Source organism: Microbacterium sp. ET2 (assembly GCF_030347395.1).
GTDB classification, from domain to species: domain Bacteria; phylum Actinomycetota; class Actinomycetes; order Actinomycetales; family Microbacteriaceae; genus Microbacterium; species Microbacterium albipurpureum.
Genome location: NZ_CP128170.1, coordinates 2,565,699 through 2,580,430, shown reverse-complemented (window position 1 = coordinate 2,580,430; position 14,732 = coordinate 2,565,699). Strand labels below are relative to the sequence as shown.

The window sequence follows — 14,732 nt, the reverse complement described above, 5'->3', positions numbered from 1 at the left end:
ATGGATGTGGCGGCGCGACGTCGTCCGTAGCGTGAAGCGCATGATCAGTGCAGAAGGCCTCACGAAGAGATACGGCGCCAAAACCGCCGTCGACACCGTGGACTTCACCGTCCACGCCGGCCAGGTCACGGGGTTCCTCGGTCCGAACGGCGCCGGCAAGTCCACCACGATGCGCATGATCGTCGGCCTCGATCGCCCGACCGCCGGATCGGTCACGGTCAACGGTCGCCCGTATGCGGGGCACCGCGCCCCGCTCCGCGAAGTCGGAGCCCTCCTCGACGCCAAGGCCGTCCACAGTGGACGCACCGCCGAGAACCACCTCCGCGCCATGGCGGCCACCCACCGGATCGGCGCGAAGCGCGTGCGGGAGGTCATCGAGCTGACCGGACTCGAATCCGTCGCCCGCCGCCGCGTCGGGGGTTTCTCCCTCGGAATGGGGCAACGCCTCGGCATCGCGGCGGCGCTCCTCGGCGACCCCGCGACGATCATCCTCGACGAGCCGGTGAACGGCCTCGACCCCGAGGGCGTCCTCTGGGTGCGCCGGCTCGTGAAGCACCTCGCCGCCGAGGGGCGGACGGTGTTCCTCTCCTCGCACCTGATGAGCGAGATGGCGCTGACCGCCGACCACCTCATCGTGCTCGGCAAGGGCAAGATCATCGCCGACGCACCGGTCGCCGACATCATCGCCGGCGGCACCGGCCCGCGGGTGCGAGTCCGTTCGCCCCAGGCGAGCCGCCTCGCGGAGCTCGTGGCAGCTCCCGACGTCACGATCACCGGGGCCGAGGCCGGTCTGCTCGAGATCACCGGGGTGGAAGCCCCGGCCGTGGGCGATCTGGCCGCCCAGCATGGCCTGGTCATCCACGAACTGACCCCCCTCAGCGCGTCGCTCGAGGAGGCATACATGGACCTCACCGCGGATGCGGTGGAATACCGAACGGAGGCGGTCCGATGACCACCACGACGATACTCGACTCCCGAACCGACGACCTCGGCGACGCACGCCTCACCTTCCCCGGCACCCTTCGCGCCGAATGGATCAAGCTGCGCAGCCTGCGCTCGACCGTCTGGTCGTACGCACTCCTCATCGCGATCTCGGTCGGACTCTCCGCCCTCGTCGCCGTCGCCCTGCTCAACATCCCCGAGGGCGTGGCGGCCGAAGCGCCCGGGGCGGACCCGGTGCAGACCATCGTCGGGGCCGCCGTGGCGGGCGTCGCCTTCGGTCAGCTCATCGCAGGCATCCTCGGTGTCCTGGTGATCAGTGGCGAGTACACCACCGGCATGGTCCGATCGACCTTCCTGGCGGTGCCCGGCCGGATCTCCGCGCTCGCGGCGAAGGGCATCGTGCTGTTCACCCTCACGTTCGCCGTGGGGCTGGTGGCGAACGTCGCCGGGTATCTCGTGGCATCCCTCCTGCTCTCGCAGGACGATATCGCCGCACCCATCACCGACCCGGGCATCTTCTGGCCGCTTCTCGGCGCCGCGCTCTACCTCGCGATGGTTTCGCTGTTCGCCCTCGCGGTCGGCACGCTCATCCGCAGCAGCGCCGGCGGGATCGCGGTGGTCGTGGGGGTTCTGCTGATCCTTCCCACGATCCTCGGCCTCGTGCCGGCGGACTGGGCGCGCGACGCCGTCCCGTACCTGCTCTCCTCCGCCGGCACGGGGATCTACACCTCCGCCGCCCTCGCACCGGAAGGCGAGGCACTCGGGATGTGGCTGAACCTGCTGGTCACCGGCCTCTGGGTCGCGGTCCCCACCGCAGCGGCGGCCATCCTGCTGCGCACCCGCGACGCGTAACGTCGACGCCATGGCGTCCGCTCAGCTCTCCCCCGACCGTCCGGTCACGGCGGCCGGGGAGAGCTGCGCCTGCCCCGACCACCCGGCGTCATCCGACGGTTCTGGGCCCGGCATCCGCGACTGGTCGACGCGCTCGTCGCCGTGGTCTACCTCATTCCCGTCCTCGGGTCGCTGGTGCTCGCCGCGCCCGTCGGACCGGTGCCCCTGTGGGTGACGATCGCGCGCGTCCTCCTCGTCGCTGCGACCGCGGCCATCATGATCGTCTGGCGGCGGAGCAGGCCCTGGGTGCTCGTCGCTGCGGCGTGGGTGACCACGCTGCTGGTCTACCCGCTGGAAGCGGTCAACGTCTTCGCCATCGCCATCGGCCTGTACGCACTCGCCGTCTACCGCTCCACCCGCTCCGCCTGGATCGGCTTCGCCATCTCGGCCGGGGTCGGCGGGGCGGCCGCGTTCGTGGCATCCCTCCTCCAACCGAGCCCGCTCTTGGGGGAATCGGCGTTCTTCCCCTTCGCCATGGCCGAAGCGGTCGTCACCGCGCTCCTCGGCACCCTCATCGGCGTCACCGTGGGCAATCGTCGCCGCTATCTCGAGGCGCTCATCGCCCGGGTGGGCGACCTCGCCCGCGAGCGCGACCGGCAGGCTCAGCTGGCGACAGCGGTCGAACGCGCGCGGATCGCCCGCGAGATGCACGACGTCGTCTCACACAGCCTGACGGTGATGGTGACCCTCGCTGAGGGGAGCGCGGCAACGGCCGGCCGAGATCCGGGGCGGGCCGCCGAGGGGATGCGACTGGTCGCTGATGCCGGACGCGACGCGCTCCTCGAGATGCGCCGCATGCTCGGTGTGCTCACCGAGCCGGGCACCGAAACCGTCGACGGGCGAGCACCGCAGCCCGGAACATCGGCGATGCCCGAGCTGCTCGAGGGATTCCGCGCCGCAGGATTGCCGGTGACGCTCAAGACCGCGGGCGCGGCGATCGCCGACCCCAATCTGCAGCTGACCGTCTACCGGATCGTGCAGGAGGCCCTCACCAACGTCCTCCGCCATGCGCCGTCGGCGCGACACGTGGATGTCACGATCGAGCAGGCCGACGGTGAGGTGAGGGTCGAGGTGGTCGACGACGGTGACGCATCCCGCCGGGCGGACAGCGCGACAGGGGCGAGCGACACCGGCGGTCGCGGCCTGATCGGCATGCGCGAGCGGGTCGCGGTGTACGGCGGCACCCTCGATGCGGGGCCCCGCGGATTCAGCGGCTGGCGCATCCGCGTCGCCCTTCCCTCGCCCGAGCGACCGGACGGAACCTGACGGTGAACGAGATGATCGACACCACCCTGATGACCGCGGACCGCGACCCCATCCGAGTCGCGATCGCCGACGACCAGGCGCTCGTCCGTGCGGGCCTGCGCATGGTGCTCGAAGCCGAACCCGACATCGACGTGGTCGGCGAGGCATCCGATGGTCACGAGGCGATCGAGCTGGCGAGAGGGCGGAGGGTGGACGTCATCCTCATGGATGTGCGGATGCCGCGGGTGGACGGCATCGCCGCAACCGCGTCGATCGTGTCCGCCCCCCAGGCCCCGCGGGTGCTGATCCTCACCACGTTCGATCTCGACGAGCACGCCTTCGCCGCGATCCGCGCGGGGGCGAGCGGCTTCATGCTGAAGGACGCCCGCCCCGCCGATCTTCTCGCGGCGATCCGGGCGGTCCACGCCGGGGACGCGGCGCTGGCCCCCCGCATCACGCGCCGGATGCTCGAGCTGTTCGGCCAGGAGGTTCCGGCTCGGGTGCCCGAGCCGTCGGAGGACGCACTGTCGCTGACCCCGCGGGAACGCGAGGTGCTGACCGCCATCGGCGAAGGACTGAGCAACGCGGAAATCGCCGCGCGGCAGGCTCGTCGCCGAATCGACGGTCAAGACCCACGTCGGTCGGCTGCTGACCAAGCTCGACGCCCGTGACCGGGTACATCTCGTGATCTACGCCTACGAGCACCGTCTGCTGGCTCCGAAGGGTCGCCCGGACGCCGACTGAGATGTGTCGCGCGGGGCTTCGCGGGCACGACCCGTCACAAAACGTCGCTCGCGCCGCGCGCGGACCGCACATACTGACGGGTCGCGGGCGCTGGCCGCGCCACGGGTTCGGGTCGCAGCCCGGGTACGACCCGTCACAAAACGTCGCTCGCGCCGCGCGCGGACCGCACATACTGACGGGTCGCGAGCGCGGGCCGCGCTCCACAACGGGCCCCGGGCCGCGGCCGCCAGCGCGACCCGTCACAAAACGTCGCTCGCGCCTCGCGCGGTCCGCAATTCTTGACGGGTCGCGGGCGCTGGCCGCGCGCGGACCGCACATACTGACGGGTCGCGGGCGCTGGCGGCGCCACGCGGGTGCGAGTCGCGACCGCGAAGCGGGCGCGTCAGGCCTTCACGAGCCGCGCGATGGCGTCGGACGCCTCCTTGAGCTTCACCGCCGCCTCGTCGCCCCCGCGCGTCGCCGCGTCGACGACGCAGTGCTTCAGGTGATCGTCGAGGAGGCCCAGCGCCACGTTCTCGAGCGCTGAGTCTCAGCGCCGAGATCTGGGTGAGGATGTCGATGCAGTACTGCTCCTCCTCGACCATCCGCTGAATCCCCCGCACCTGCCCCTCCACCCGCCGCAGGCGGGTGAGGTAGCGGTGCTTGTCGCTGATGTATCCGTGGGGGCCGGCGTGCGTGGCATCCGTCCCGTGCTCGTGTCCGGTCTCCGGCGAGGCGATGTCGGTCATGATGTGATCCTCTCGGAACGATTCTCTTCAGAAGCAGGGATGCCGCCAAGCAGCGCCTCCGCGCTGGCCTCGGGCCGCAGGTCGAGGCGCCGCAGCAGCTGGGCGTTCAGGGCGACGACGATCGTCGACAGCGACATCAGGATCGCACCCACCGACATCGGAAGCACGAACCCGATCGGCGCGAGCACGCCCGCGGCGAGCGGCACCGAGATGAGGTTGTAGCCGGCCGCCCACCACAGGTTCTGCTGCATCTTTCGGTAGCTGGCGCGCGAGAGCTGAATGACGGAGAGCACCGAGCGCGGGTCGTCGGAGGCGAGGATGACGCCCGCCGACGCGATCGCGACATCCGTCCCCGCACCGATCGCGATGCCGACATCAGCCTGCGCGAGCGCGGGGGCGTCGTTGACGCCGTCGCCGACCATCGCGACCTTGCGGCCCTCACGCTGCAGCTCCTGAACCTTGGCGCTCTTGTCTTCGGGGCGCACGCCGGCGAAGACCCGGTCGATGCCGAGCTCGTCGGCGACCGAACGGGCGACCGCCTCCGCGTCGCCGGTGATCATGACGACCTGCACGCCGAGCCGGTGCAGCGCCTCGACGGTCTCGCGCGATTCGTGGCGCACGGCGTCGGCGAGGCGGAGCGCGCCGATCACGGCCCCGTCGGCGACGACGTGCAGGATGATCGCGCCATCGGCGCGCCAGCGATCGGCGACGTCGAGCTCGGCGGCATTCTCCTCGGCGAGGAGGTTCGGCCCACCGACCCGCACCCGCACGCCCTCCACGGTGGCGGTGACGCCGACCGCGGGCGAGGAGTCGAAGTCGGATGCCGCGGGCACCGCGACCCCAGGATCAGCAGCCTTCTGCACGATGGCCTTCGCCAGCGGGTGCTCCGAGTCGGCCTCGGCCGCGGCGGCGAGCGCGAGGACGCGGTTCTCGTCGTATCCGGCGGCCGGCTCGATCGCGGTGACCGCCGGGCGGCCCTCGGTGAGGGTGCCGGTCTTGTCGAACAGGACCGTGTCGACGGTGCGCATCTGCTCGAGGGCGAGGCGGTCCTTCACCAGCACGCCGCCGCGCGCGGCGCGCTCGGTCGCGATCGAGACGACGAGCGGAATCGCGAGGCCCAGAGCGTGGGGGCAGGCGATCACGAGCACCGTGATCGTGAGGATGACGCCCTGGTCGACGTTGCCGACGAGTGTCCAGACCAGCATCGTCAGCGCTGCGGCGCCGAGTGCGAACCAGAACAGCAGAGCGGCTGCGCGGTCGGCGATGCGCTGCGCGCGCGAGGAGGAGTTCTGCGCGTCGGTGACGAGCCGCTGGATGCCGGCGAGGGCGGTGTCGTCGCCGACAGCGGTGATCTCGACGCGGATTCCGGAGTCGGTCGCGACCGTGCCCGCGACCACCGCGTCGCCGACCTCGCGGCGCACGGGCTTCGACTCCCCCGTGATCATCGACTCGTCGATGCTCGCCGACCCCGCAACGACACGGCCGTCGGCGGGTACGCGTCCGCCGGGTCGCACGACGACGACGTCGCCGACCCGCAGGTCGCTCGGCGCGACGGTCACCGTCTGGTCGCCCTCGACGCGCTCGGCCTCATCGGGGAGCAGCGCGGCGAGCGAGTCGAGTGCCGAGGTCGTCTGCGCGAGCGAGCGCATCTCGATCCAATGGCCGAGCAGCATGATGACGATGAGGAGCGCGAGCTCCCACCAGAAGTCCAGTTCGTGATCGAGGATGCCGAGACTCGACCCCCAGGATGCGACGAACGCGACCGTGATCGCCAGAGCGATGAGGAGCATCATCCCGGGCTTGCGCGAGCGCAGCTCGCTGACCGCACCGGTGAGGAACGGGCGGCCGCCCCACACGTACATGACCGTGCCGAGGATCGGCGAGATCCACGTCACCCAGGGCTGGTCGGGCAGGGAGTAGCCCAGGAGCATGGCGAACATGCCCGAGAAGACGATGACGGGGACGGCGAGGACCAGGTTCCACCAGAACAGGCGTCGGAACTGCCCGACGTGATCGCCGTGCCCCGCGTGGCCGCCATGGGATCCGTGACCGCCGTGGCCGGAATGAGACGCGTGGCCGCCGTGCGCATCGTGGCCGCCGTGCGCATCGTGGCCGGCGCGCGCATCGTGGCCGCCGTGCGCATCGTGGCGCGTCGCGACGGCAGCGTCGGGTGCGGCGTGTGCACCCTCGCGATCGGGGCGAGGATCGGTGCGGTGGTCCATGCTTCTCTCCTCTCGGATACCCCTAGGGGGTACTAGGAAGAACGGCCGGGTATTGCTGCGTATTCCGCCGAACCGCGGAAATCCGATCGGAATCTGCGCAGCCGCAGGCTGTTGCTCACCACGAACACGCTCGAGAACGCCATCGCCGCTCCGGCGAGCATGGGGTTGAGAAGCCCGAGCGCCGCGAGTGGGATCGCCGCGACGTTGTACGCGAATGCCCAGAAGAGGTTGCCCTTGATGACCCCGAGGGTCCGCCGCGACAGGCGGATCGCGTCCGCCGCCGCGCGCAGGTCCCCCGAGACGAGCGTGAGGTCGGAGGCCTCGATCGCGACATCCGTCCCCGTCCCCATCGCCAGGCCCAGGTCGGCCTGCGCCAGCGCGGCGGCGTCGTTCACGCCGTCGCCCACCATCGCGACCACGCGTCCCTCGCCCTGCAGGCGCTTCACGACCTCGACCTTCCCGGCGGGCAGCACCTCGGCGATGACCTCGTCGATGCCGACCTCGGCGGCCACCCGCCGCGCGACGGTGTCGTTGTCGCCCGTGAGCAGCACCGGCGTGAGTCCGAGTCGGCGGAAGGCCGCGACTGCCTCGGCGCTCGTCGGCTTCACCTGATCCGAGACGGTGAGGATGCCGCGGGCTGCGCCATCCCACCCCACGATCACCGCGGTCGCACCCCCGCCTTCGGCTTCACGCACGGCCGCGGCGAGCGCGTCGTCGACGGGCACGGCCCACTCCGCCAGCAGCGACGCACGCCCGACGACCACAAGGTGTCCGTCGACGATGCCGTGCACACCGCGCCCCTCGAGGTTCTGGAACGAAGCGACGGCCAGCAGGTCGCCGAACCGCTCGCGCGCCGCCGAAGCAACAGCACGTGCGATCGGATGCTCCGACGCATCCTCGACAGCCCCCGCGAGGCGGAGTAGCTCGTCGTCCGAGACGCCCGCCGTGGCGACGACGCCGGTCAGCGTCATCCGTCCGCTCGTCACCGTGCCGGTCTTGTCGAGCACGATGGTGTCGACGCGGCGCGTCTGCTCGAGCACCTCGGGTCCCTTGATGAGGATGCCCAGCTGCGCGCCGCGGCCCGTCCCCACGAGCAGCGCGGTGGGCGTGGCGAGGCCGAGCGCGCAGGGGCAGGCGATGATCAGCACGGCGACGGCCGCGGTGAATGCCGCCTCCGCGCCGAAGCCGGCGCCGAGCCACGCGCCCAGCACGCCGACCGCGATGGCGATGACGACGGGCACGAAGACGCCCGAGATCCGGTCGGCCAGGCGCTGCACCTCCGCCTTTCCCGACTGGGCCTCGTCGACGAGCCTCGCCATCTGCGCGAGCTGCGTGTCGGCGCCGATGCGGGTGGCACGCACGACGAGCCGCCCGCCGGCGTTGACGGTCGCACCGACGACGGTGTCGCCGAGCGTCACCTCGACGGGCACCGATTCGCCCGTGAGCATCGAGGCGTCCACGGCGCTTCGCCCCTCGACGATCACGCCGTCGGTGGCGATCTTCTCCCCCGGGCGCACGATGAACTCGTCGCCGACGCGGAGGTCGCCGATCGGAATGCGCACCTCGCTCGCGCCACGGCGCACCGCGACATCCTTCGCCCCCATATCGAGCAGGGCCCGCATCGCCGCACCGGCCCGGCGCTTCGCGCGCTTTTCGAAGTATCGCCCCGCGAGCACGAACATCGTCACGCCCGCGGCGACCTCGAGGTAGATGTTCGCCGACCCGTCGCTCGGCGCGATGGCGAGCGTGAAGGGGTGGATCATGCCGGGCTCACCGGCGGTGCCGAAGAACAGCGCCCACAGCGACCAGAGGAACGCCGCCGTGACGCCCACCGAGATGAGGGTGTCCATCGTCGCGGCGCCGTGGCGGAGGTTGAGCCCCGCCGCACGGTGGAACGGCCACGCCGCCCACACCACGACGGGCGCGGCGAGCGTGAGCGCCGCCCACTGCCAATACGTGAACTGCAGGGCGGGGATCATCGAGAGCAGGATGACGGGAACCCCGAGGATGACGCTGCCGATCAACCTGTGCCGCAGCGACCGCAGTTCGGGGTCGTCACGCCCCTCGGTCGGCGCGGCCGCCGGGTCGGGCTCGGGCGGCGCAGGGAGCGCGGCGGTGTAGCCGGTCTTCTCGATCTCGGCGATGAGCGAAGCCGGATCGGTGCCCGCGGGCACGTCGACGTGCGCCATCTCGGTGGCGTAGTTCACGCTCGCCGTCACGCCGTCGAGCTTGTTGAGCTTGCGCTCGATGCGGTTGGCGCACGACGCGCACGTCATGCCGCCGATCTCGAGCTCGACGCGCTCGGTGGATCCGGGCTGCACGGTGGTCACGACGCCTCCATTCGGAACGCTGCGGTGTGCACGACGCCGTCGATCTGCACGTCGAGGTACAGCAGGTACGCGCCCGCGCTCGGGACCTCGGCGGCGAACGACACGGTGCCCGGCTCGTGCCCGTCGGCGTGTTCGGGATGCACGTGCAGGTAGGCCAGATCGCCTTCGCGAAGCGCCACGAGGTGGCCGTCGGCGCCGAGGTACGGCTCGAGCTCGACCGGCTCCCCGTCGCGGGTGACGGCGAAGCCGACGGTTGACGATGCGCCCGCCGTGAGGCCTCCGGTCATCTCCACCTGATAGGGCCCCGCGGACGCGGTCGTCTCCGACGCAGGCGCCGTTGCCTCGACGGCACCTTCCACGAACAGCGAACCGGTGAGCGTGAGACCCTCACCGAGCTCGCTCGGCACGAAGTCGGCGTACAGGCGGTAGCCGCCCGCGGCATCCCAGGTCCAGGGGATCGTCCAGCTGCCATCCGCACCCAGGGTCGGGTGCTCGTGACGGAACTCGGCGCCGTCGGTGCGGACGACGATGAGGTGGAGGTCCTTCTCGTGCGCGACGTCGTACTCGGTGACGGCGTCGCCGTCGGGCCCGGTGATCTCGAACGACAGCGTTCCGGCGTCGCCGGTCTCCGCGGGAGCGTCCACCGCCGACAGGGTGTAACCCCGGTCGCTGGCGGTGACGCCGGTGACGGCACCCCCGCTCTCCGTCGAGACACCGCTTTCGAGCCCAGACACCCCGGGGGGAGCGGTGTCTGGGCCGGAATGCGGTGCCTCGGCGTGGGAACCGGGGGCTCCCTCAGCCGTCTCGGCCGCCGACGACGGCGCGTCGGGCGCGACGAGCGCCGCCACGCCGAAGGACGCGCCGAACACCAGCGCGAGCCCTCCGGCGTAGAGGCCGAGACGAACCGGGGCGTTCATGTCAGGCGCGCGCCGCCTGGTAGCCGGCCTCTTCCACGGCGGCGATGACCGCGGCGTCGTCGACGGGAGTCTCCGCCGAGACGACGAGCTTTCCGGCCTGGGCGGACACGTCTACGACGGTCAGTCCCGCGATCTCGCCGACCTCTTCGCGGACCGACATCTCGCAGTGCCCGCAGGTCATGCCGGTGACGGTGTACTCGGTGGTGGTGCTCATGGCGCTCCTCGATACATCCAGGGGGTATGTCAGAACCACCATACCCCCCAGACGTATACGCGGAGGCCGTCGACCACCTACGGCACCACGATGCTGAAGTCCAGATCCCCTCGGTCGAGCACACCGAGCAGCTGCATGAGCAGCGCCACCTCGCCGGAGACGGCCACACCCGCGCGCCGCGCCCCTGCGACATCCCCCGCCGCCAGCGGGCGGGTCCAACGTCCCGCCGTGCTGCGGGCGGCATCCGCCCCACCCGCACCGCGCCGCCTTCGCCGAGAAACCAGTCCCACGCCGAAACCGCACCCCGACCGTGGTGTCTGGGCCGGATTACGGTTTCTCGGCGGATGGGGGCGCGCTGAGGCCTGCCCCGCCGGCGCGCTCGACCCTGCGCCGTCCGCGAGCCACCCTCATCGCGACGAACCACCGCCCCTGACTGGGCGGCTCGCCGCGATCACGGCGGGTCGCCGCATCCGCCCCACCCGGCCCCGCGCCGCGCCGCGCCACACCTTCGCCGAGAAACCAGTCCCGCGCCGAGACCCCACCTTGACCGTGGTGTCTGGGCCGAATTGTGGTTTCTCGGCGGAGGGGAGTCGGATCCGCGCTCCGCGGGCCCCTACGACTCCGGCGACGCGATGCGGATCAGGTACGCGCCGACCTCTCCTCGGCTGTCGAGGACGAACGTCGCGCCGGGTTCGCTGAGGGCGACCGGGACGGTGGCGGACGAAGGACACGTCAGGGAGAGGGGCTCGACCAGAGCGCCGCCGGCGAGGTCGCTGATAGCCGCGTCCAGCGACGGCGCTCCGGCGCATTCGATCTCGATGTCGTACGCGCCGGCCGGCAGCCTCTGATCCTCGTTGCGGACGACGGCGACACCGCCCGGGTCACCGAACGAGCCCCAGAACTGCGCCTGGAACTGCGTCGACTCCGCGCGGGCCTGCTCGTCGAAGTGACCCGCCCACGGGTCGGGCGTCGGGGACGGACTCGCCGAAGCTGTGGCCGAGGGCGTCGGCGTGGCGGTGAGAGCGTCAGGCTCCGGCGCGCCCGGCGCGCACCCGGCGAAGAGGACCGCGGCAACCGCGACGGCACTGCCGGTGAAGGATCGGCGCAGCGCCTGGGGCATCCGGCGATGCTATGCGACCGGAGGAAAACGTGCCAGCCCTGTGAATGAGATATTCATTGACACATGCCTCTAACGAATAGATGATGACTCTATGACTTCATTGAGATGGTGGTTCCGCTCCGTCGGCCTCGTCAACATCGTCCTGGGCATCCTGTGGCTCCCCGCGCTGAACGCCGCTCGATTGGAGCTGAGCGTTCCCGGGTGGGACGCGCCCATCGGCGGCACGGCCTACCGAGGCTTCCTCGACTACACGCTGCTGTTCAGTCTCGACCTGCTGGTGCTGGGCGCGTTCCTCGTGGCCACGTCGTTCCGTCCGCGCCCGAGCCGCACGCTCGCGTGGCTGGCGATCGCGCTGTCGGCGATCCGAGGCATCCTCGACGACATCTACATGATCGCCGCGGGATACCCGCTGGGCGCCATGCTCGGGTTCATTGCCCTGCACGCGACGATCATCATCACCGGGCTGTTCGCACTGCGGGCGGCTTCTCGTGACGACGCGGGAGTCGGCCGCCGCAGTACGGCGCGCCCCCTGGCGCCGACCCACTGACCGGGGCCACCGCGCGCCGCGCAGTCCCCGACGTCCTCCGCCTCACCGAACCGGTCGCATCACCGTCGCGTCGGCGAGGTGACCGCTGATCTCCGCCAGAGAGTCCATGCCCGCCGCATCCCGCGCGATGCGGCGGGCGTTGTCGCGGTATGACGGGTGCTCCAGAACCGAGTCCACGGCGCGCGCGATCGAAGCCGCATCGGGTGTACCGGTTCGCAGATTCACGCCCGCCCCCGTCCACGCGACGCGGGCGGCGACTTCGGGTTTGTCCTCAGTGTCGCCCGCCACGATCACGGGAACGCCGGCCGCGAGGGCGGCCTGCACTCCGCCGTATCCCCCGTTGGTGATGAAGATGTCGGCGCGGGGAAGGAAGTCTCGGTACGAAAGGTAGGCGGCGACACGTGCGTTGGCCGGCACCGGACCGACCCACTCAGCCGGCCGACCGCCCGCCGTGACCACGACGAGGACGTCGCGATCGGCGAGAGCGTCGAGCGTGGGCCGCACGAGCCGGGTGAAATCGCGATTGTCGATCGTGCCCTGCGTCACGTGCACGATCGACCGGGATCCGTCGAGCTCATCCCACCACTCGGGCGCCGCACCGCGCGTCTCCTCCTGCGGCAGGACGCCGACGAAGTGGGTGTTCGACGCCAGGTCGGGGCGCGGGTACTCCATGCTCGCCGTCCCGGTCTGCAGGAACCTGTCGAAGTGACGGGACGCGTCGAGGATGAAGCCTTTCAGCCGGCCGCCGGTGGCCGCGAATGCTCGGACGCCGGCCCGCTGGGTGGGTCGGAAGACCACACCCTGGGCGAAGGCGTTCAATCCCGCGTACCTCATTCGCCCCAGCGCTCCCCCGGCGGGCGGCAGCGCCATCCCGTGCGGTCCGAGCACCCGAGACGACTGGGTGAGCGGAGTGACACCGAGGCCGAGCACCGGTGGGCGTCGGGTCGTCTGCGAGATCAGGGGCAGCACACCGGCGAAGGCGCCGTCGACCAGAACGGCGTCGGGACCGACATCCGCGATCGCCTCGCGGATCCCTCTGTACTGATCGGGGATCGTCTCGACGAAGATGGTGCGGATGTCGTATTCCGCCCGCTTCACGCCCCGGTATCGGGCGCGGTCGGGAAGGTAGGAGTCCTGATCCCGGTCGTCGTAGTCGGCACGGCCGGCAAGGGCGACGAACCCGGCACCGGCGGACTCGACCTTCCCCTGAAACCGGCTTCCTGTCAGCACGATGACCTGGTGCCCCTCGCGGGCGAGATGACCTGCCACCTGTACGATCGGGCCGACGTGGCCGTGGATGGGGTTCGCGGCGAGAAGGTAGGTGGCCACGGCTGCCTCGATTCGTTAGATTCTGAGTCCAACCATATCTGAGGGTGATGTGACACCGCGAAGCTATTCGTCACCGCGTCGGCAGGCCGACGCCGCGCGTACGCGTGCGGCGATCGTCGACGCCGCGGCCGAGTCCTTCACCGAGGTCGGCTACGTCGCCACGACGATGAAGGGGATCGCCGAACGAGCGGGCGTGTCGGTGCAGTCCGTGCACCTCGCCGGGCCGAAGTCGGCGCTGCTCATCGCTGCGTTCGAAAGGGCGTTCGCCGGCGACGAAGGGCGCCACAGCTTGAGTGAGCGCCCGGCGATGGCGGAGATCATGGCGCGCGCCGACGCGGCCGATGCGATCCGTGGGTGGCTCGACTACGTGGCCCAGGCGAACGCACGCACGGCGGGGCTCGTCCGCGCGATGGGTGTCGCAGGCGAGACCGACCAGGCCGCTGCGGAGGTCGTCGCCGACCTCGACGCGCGCCGGCGCGCCGATATCGGACTGGCCGCTCGGTGGCTCGTCGGTCGGGGCCTCCTGCAGAGCGACGCCGTCGAGCAGGCGACCGACGAGCTCAACTATCTCGTCGGTCCCGAGACATATGCCTTCTTCGTCACCCGCTCGGGGTGGAGCGAGCGGAGATATCGCGACTGGCTCGAGAACACGCTCCGCCGCCTTCTCGACGGCTGGGCGCCACCTGCCGCCGGTGAGACCCACTGACACATCCCTCGTCGCCACGCAACCTCCTCCCCCGTGTCCGACCCGGCCCGCAGAATGAAGCAATGGCTTCATCACTGGCCCCCGATCCGCTCAGCGGCACCGACGCCGCATCACCCTCTTCCTACGGCGTCCTGTGGTCGCGCGTCGAAGACGGCTTCTACGTCGCCAACCGCGACGGCGTCTTCCTCGGCTACCTCGACCGCGAGGCCGACGGCACGTATCGCGTCTTCAACGGCCGCTCCCGCCAGGTCGGCGAGGCGCCCGACCGCCGACGGGCGATGGCCGCACTCCTCGCTCACCACGACGAGGAGGCGACGGCATGAGCATCACCGGCGGCGACGAGCTCGTGTCGGTCGTCTACGTCAGCAGGGCCAAGGCGGATGTCGGGGACGACACGCTCCGCGACATCCTCACCGAGAGCCGCGAGAACAACGCCCAGTCAGGCGTGACGGGCGTGCTGCTCTATCGCGACGGCCGTTTCGTGCAGGTGCTCGAGGGCCCGCGCGACTCGGTGCAGAGCCTGGTGGCCACGATCACCGCCGACCCGCGTCACGGCGACATCCGCATCGTGCTCGACGAGCCGATCGACGAGCGCCAGTTCGGCGACTGGACCATGGAGTTCCGCCCCGTCGCCACCCCGCAGCGCAAGCTGCCCCGGGGCTTCCGCGACTCGTTCGACGACCTGGATGCTGCGGAGAGCCCCGACAGCGCCGCCCGCGCCGTCCACGACATCGGCCTGTGGGTGAAGGCGCGGACGCGCGCATAAGCGCCGCCTGCCGAAACCATCGCCCGGTAGG

14 protein-coding genes and 2 pseudogenes are annotated in these 14,732 nt (G+C 71.0%); 8 read left to right on the top strand and 8 right to left on the bottom strand.

Annotated elements, in window-relative coordinates:
• Positions 1 to 40: 40 nt before the first annotated feature.
• From QSU92_RS12580 to QSU92_RS12565, 4 genes and pseudogenes are all read left to right on the top strand, one after another.
• Positions 41 to 952 (top strand): ABC transporter ATP-binding protein, encoded by a 912-nt coding sequence (locus QSU92_RS12580; protein WP_289262380.1) that lies wholly within the window; start codon positions 41 to 43, stop codon positions 950 to 952.
• Positions 949 to 1,794 carry an ABC transporter permease gene (locus QSU92_RS12575; protein ID WP_289262379.1) on the top strand — a complete coding sequence of 282 codons (846 nt, stop codon included), beginning with the start codon at positions 949 to 951 and terminating at the stop codon, positions 1,792 to 1,794. Before QSU92_RS12580 ends, QSU92_RS12575 begins: the two co-directional genes overlap by 4 nt.
• 141 nt (positions 1,795 to 1,935) lie before the next feature.
• Positions 1,936 to 3,099, top strand: coding sequence for a histidine kinase (locus QSU92_RS12570; protein ID WP_289262377.1), 1,164 nt, complete (start codon positions 1,936 to 1,938; stop codon positions 3,097 to 3,099).
• Positions 3,100 to 3,128: 29 nt separating this feature from the next.
• Positions 3,129 to 3,822 (top strand): annotated as a pseudogene (locus QSU92_RS12565) (response regulator).
• A gap of 382 nt (positions 3,823 to 4,204) precedes the next feature.
• On the opposite strand, the pseudogene QSU92_RS12560 reads toward QSU92_RS12565, so the two are convergent.
• From QSU92_RS12560 to QSU92_RS12530, 7 genes and pseudogenes are all read right to left on the bottom strand, one after another.
• A pseudogene (locus tag QSU92_RS12560) lies at positions 4,205 to 4,550 on the bottom strand (metal-sensitive transcriptional regulator).
• Positions 4,547 to 6,772 (bottom strand): heavy metal translocating P-type ATPase, encoded by a 2,226-nt coding sequence (locus tag QSU92_RS12555; protein WP_289262373.1) that lies wholly within the window; start codon positions 6,770 to 6,772, stop codon positions 4,547 to 4,549. Before QSU92_RS12555 ends, QSU92_RS12560 begins: the two are co-directional and overlap by 4 nt.
• A 32-nt stretch (positions 6,773 to 6,804) precedes the next feature.
• Entirely contained in the window at positions 6,805 to 9,048 is a 2,244-nt protein-coding gene (locus tag QSU92_RS12550; protein ID WP_289265896.1) for a heavy metal translocating P-type ATPase, read from the bottom strand.
• A gap of 50 nt (positions 9,049 to 9,098) precedes the next feature.
• Positions 9,099 to 10,019, bottom strand: a complete 921-nt coding sequence (locus QSU92_RS12545) for a heavy-metal-associated domain-containing protein (protein WP_289262371.1) — start codon at positions 10,017 to 10,019, stop codon at positions 9,099 to 9,101.
• A 1-nt stretch (position 10,020) separates the two neighbouring features.
• Positions 10,021 to 10,233: a heavy-metal-associated domain-containing protein gene (locus tag QSU92_RS12540; protein WP_289262369.1), complete on the bottom strand. Its 213-nt coding sequence runs from the start codon at positions 10,231 to 10,233 to the stop codon at positions 10,021 to 10,023.
• Between the two features lie 77 nt (positions 10,234 to 10,310).
• On the bottom strand, positions 10,311 to 10,523 hold the full coding sequence (locus tag QSU92_RS12535; protein WP_289262367.1) for a hypothetical protein: 213 nt from the start codon (positions 10,521 to 10,523) through the stop codon (positions 10,311 to 10,313).
• Positions 10,524 to 10,846: 323 nt separating this feature from the next.
• On the bottom strand, positions 10,847 to 11,353 hold the full coding sequence (locus QSU92_RS12530; protein ID WP_289262365.1) for a hypothetical protein: 507 nt from the start codon (positions 11,351 to 11,353) through the stop codon (positions 10,847 to 10,849).
• Positions 11,354 to 11,444: 91 nt separating this feature from the next.
• Between QSU92_RS12530 and QSU92_RS12525 the strand changes: the two genes are divergently transcribed.
• On the top strand, positions 11,445 to 11,900 hold the full coding sequence (locus tag QSU92_RS12525) for a BphX family protein (protein ID WP_289262363.1): 456 nt from the start codon (positions 11,445 to 11,447) through the stop codon (positions 11,898 to 11,900).
• Positions 11,901 to 11,942: 42 nt separating this feature from the next.
• Here QSU92_RS12525 and QSU92_RS12520 read toward each other — a convergent pair whose 3' ends face one another.
• Positions 11,943 to 13,229: a glycosyltransferase gene (locus QSU92_RS12520; protein ID WP_289262361.1), complete on the bottom strand. Its 1,287-nt coding sequence runs from the start codon at positions 13,227 to 13,229 to the stop codon at positions 11,943 to 11,945.
• 49 nt (positions 13,230 to 13,278) lie between these two features.
• Between QSU92_RS12520 and QSU92_RS12515 the strand changes: the two genes are divergently transcribed.
• The 3 genes from QSU92_RS12515 to QSU92_RS12505 all read left to right on the top strand — a co-directional run bounded on the left by QSU92_RS12515 (position 13,279) and on the right by QSU92_RS12505 (position 14,701).
• Positions 13,279 to 13,935: a TetR/AcrR family transcriptional regulator gene (locus tag QSU92_RS12515; protein ID WP_289262358.1), complete on the top strand. Its 657-nt coding sequence runs from the start codon at positions 13,279 to 13,281 to the stop codon at positions 13,933 to 13,935.
• A 62-nt stretch (positions 13,936 to 13,997) separates the two neighbouring features.
• Positions 13,998 to 14,258, top strand: coding sequence for a hypothetical protein (locus tag QSU92_RS12510; RefSeq protein ID WP_289262355.1), 261 nt, complete (start codon positions 13,998 to 14,000; stop codon positions 14,256 to 14,258).
• Complete coding sequence (locus tag QSU92_RS12505; RefSeq protein WP_289262352.1) at positions 14,255 to 14,701, top strand: BLUF domain-containing protein; 447 nt, start codon at positions 14,255 to 14,257, stop codon at positions 14,699 to 14,701. The genes QSU92_RS12510 and QSU92_RS12505 overlap by 4 nt, the downstream gene beginning before the upstream one ends.
• The last annotated feature ends 31 nt before the right edge of the window (positions 14,702 to 14,732 follow it).

Coding starts and splice junctions, on each gene's coding strand:
- QSU92_RS12580 (WP_289262380.1), top strand. CDS start 41: ATGATCAGTGCAGAAGGCCTCACGAAGAGATACGGCGCCAAAACCGCC.
- QSU92_RS12575 (WP_289262379.1), top strand. CDS start 949: ATGACCACCACGACGATACTCGACTCCCGAACCGACGACCTCGGCGAC.
- QSU92_RS12555 (WP_289262373.1), bottom strand. CDS start 6,772: ATGGACCACCGCACCGATCCTCGCCCCGATCGCGAGGGTGCACACGCC.
- QSU92_RS12550 (WP_289265896.1), bottom strand. CDS start 9,048: ATGACGTGCGCGTCGTGCGCCAACCGCATCGAGCGCAAGCTCAACAAG.
- QSU92_RS12545 (WP_289262371.1), bottom strand. CDS start 10,019: ATGAACGCCCCGGTTCGTCTCGGCCTCTACGCCGGAGGGCTCGCGCTG.
- QSU92_RS12540 (WP_289262369.1), bottom strand. CDS start 10,233: ATGAGCACCACCACCGAGTACACCGTCACCGGCATGACCTGCGGGCAC.
- QSU92_RS12530 (WP_289262365.1), bottom strand. CDS start 11,353: ATGCCCCAGGCGCTGCGCCGATCCTTCACCGGCAGTGCCGTCGCGGTT.
- QSU92_RS12525 (WP_289262363.1), top strand. CDS start 11,445: ATGACTTCATTGAGATGGTGGTTCCGCTCCGTCGGCCTCGTCAACATC.
- QSU92_RS12510 (WP_289262355.1), top strand. CDS start 13,998: ATGGCTTCATCACTGGCCCCCGATCCGCTCAGCGGCACCGACGCCGCA.
- QSU92_RS12505 (WP_289262352.1), top strand. CDS start 14,255: ATGAGCATCACCGGCGGCGACGAGCTCGTGTCGGTCGTCTACGTCAGC.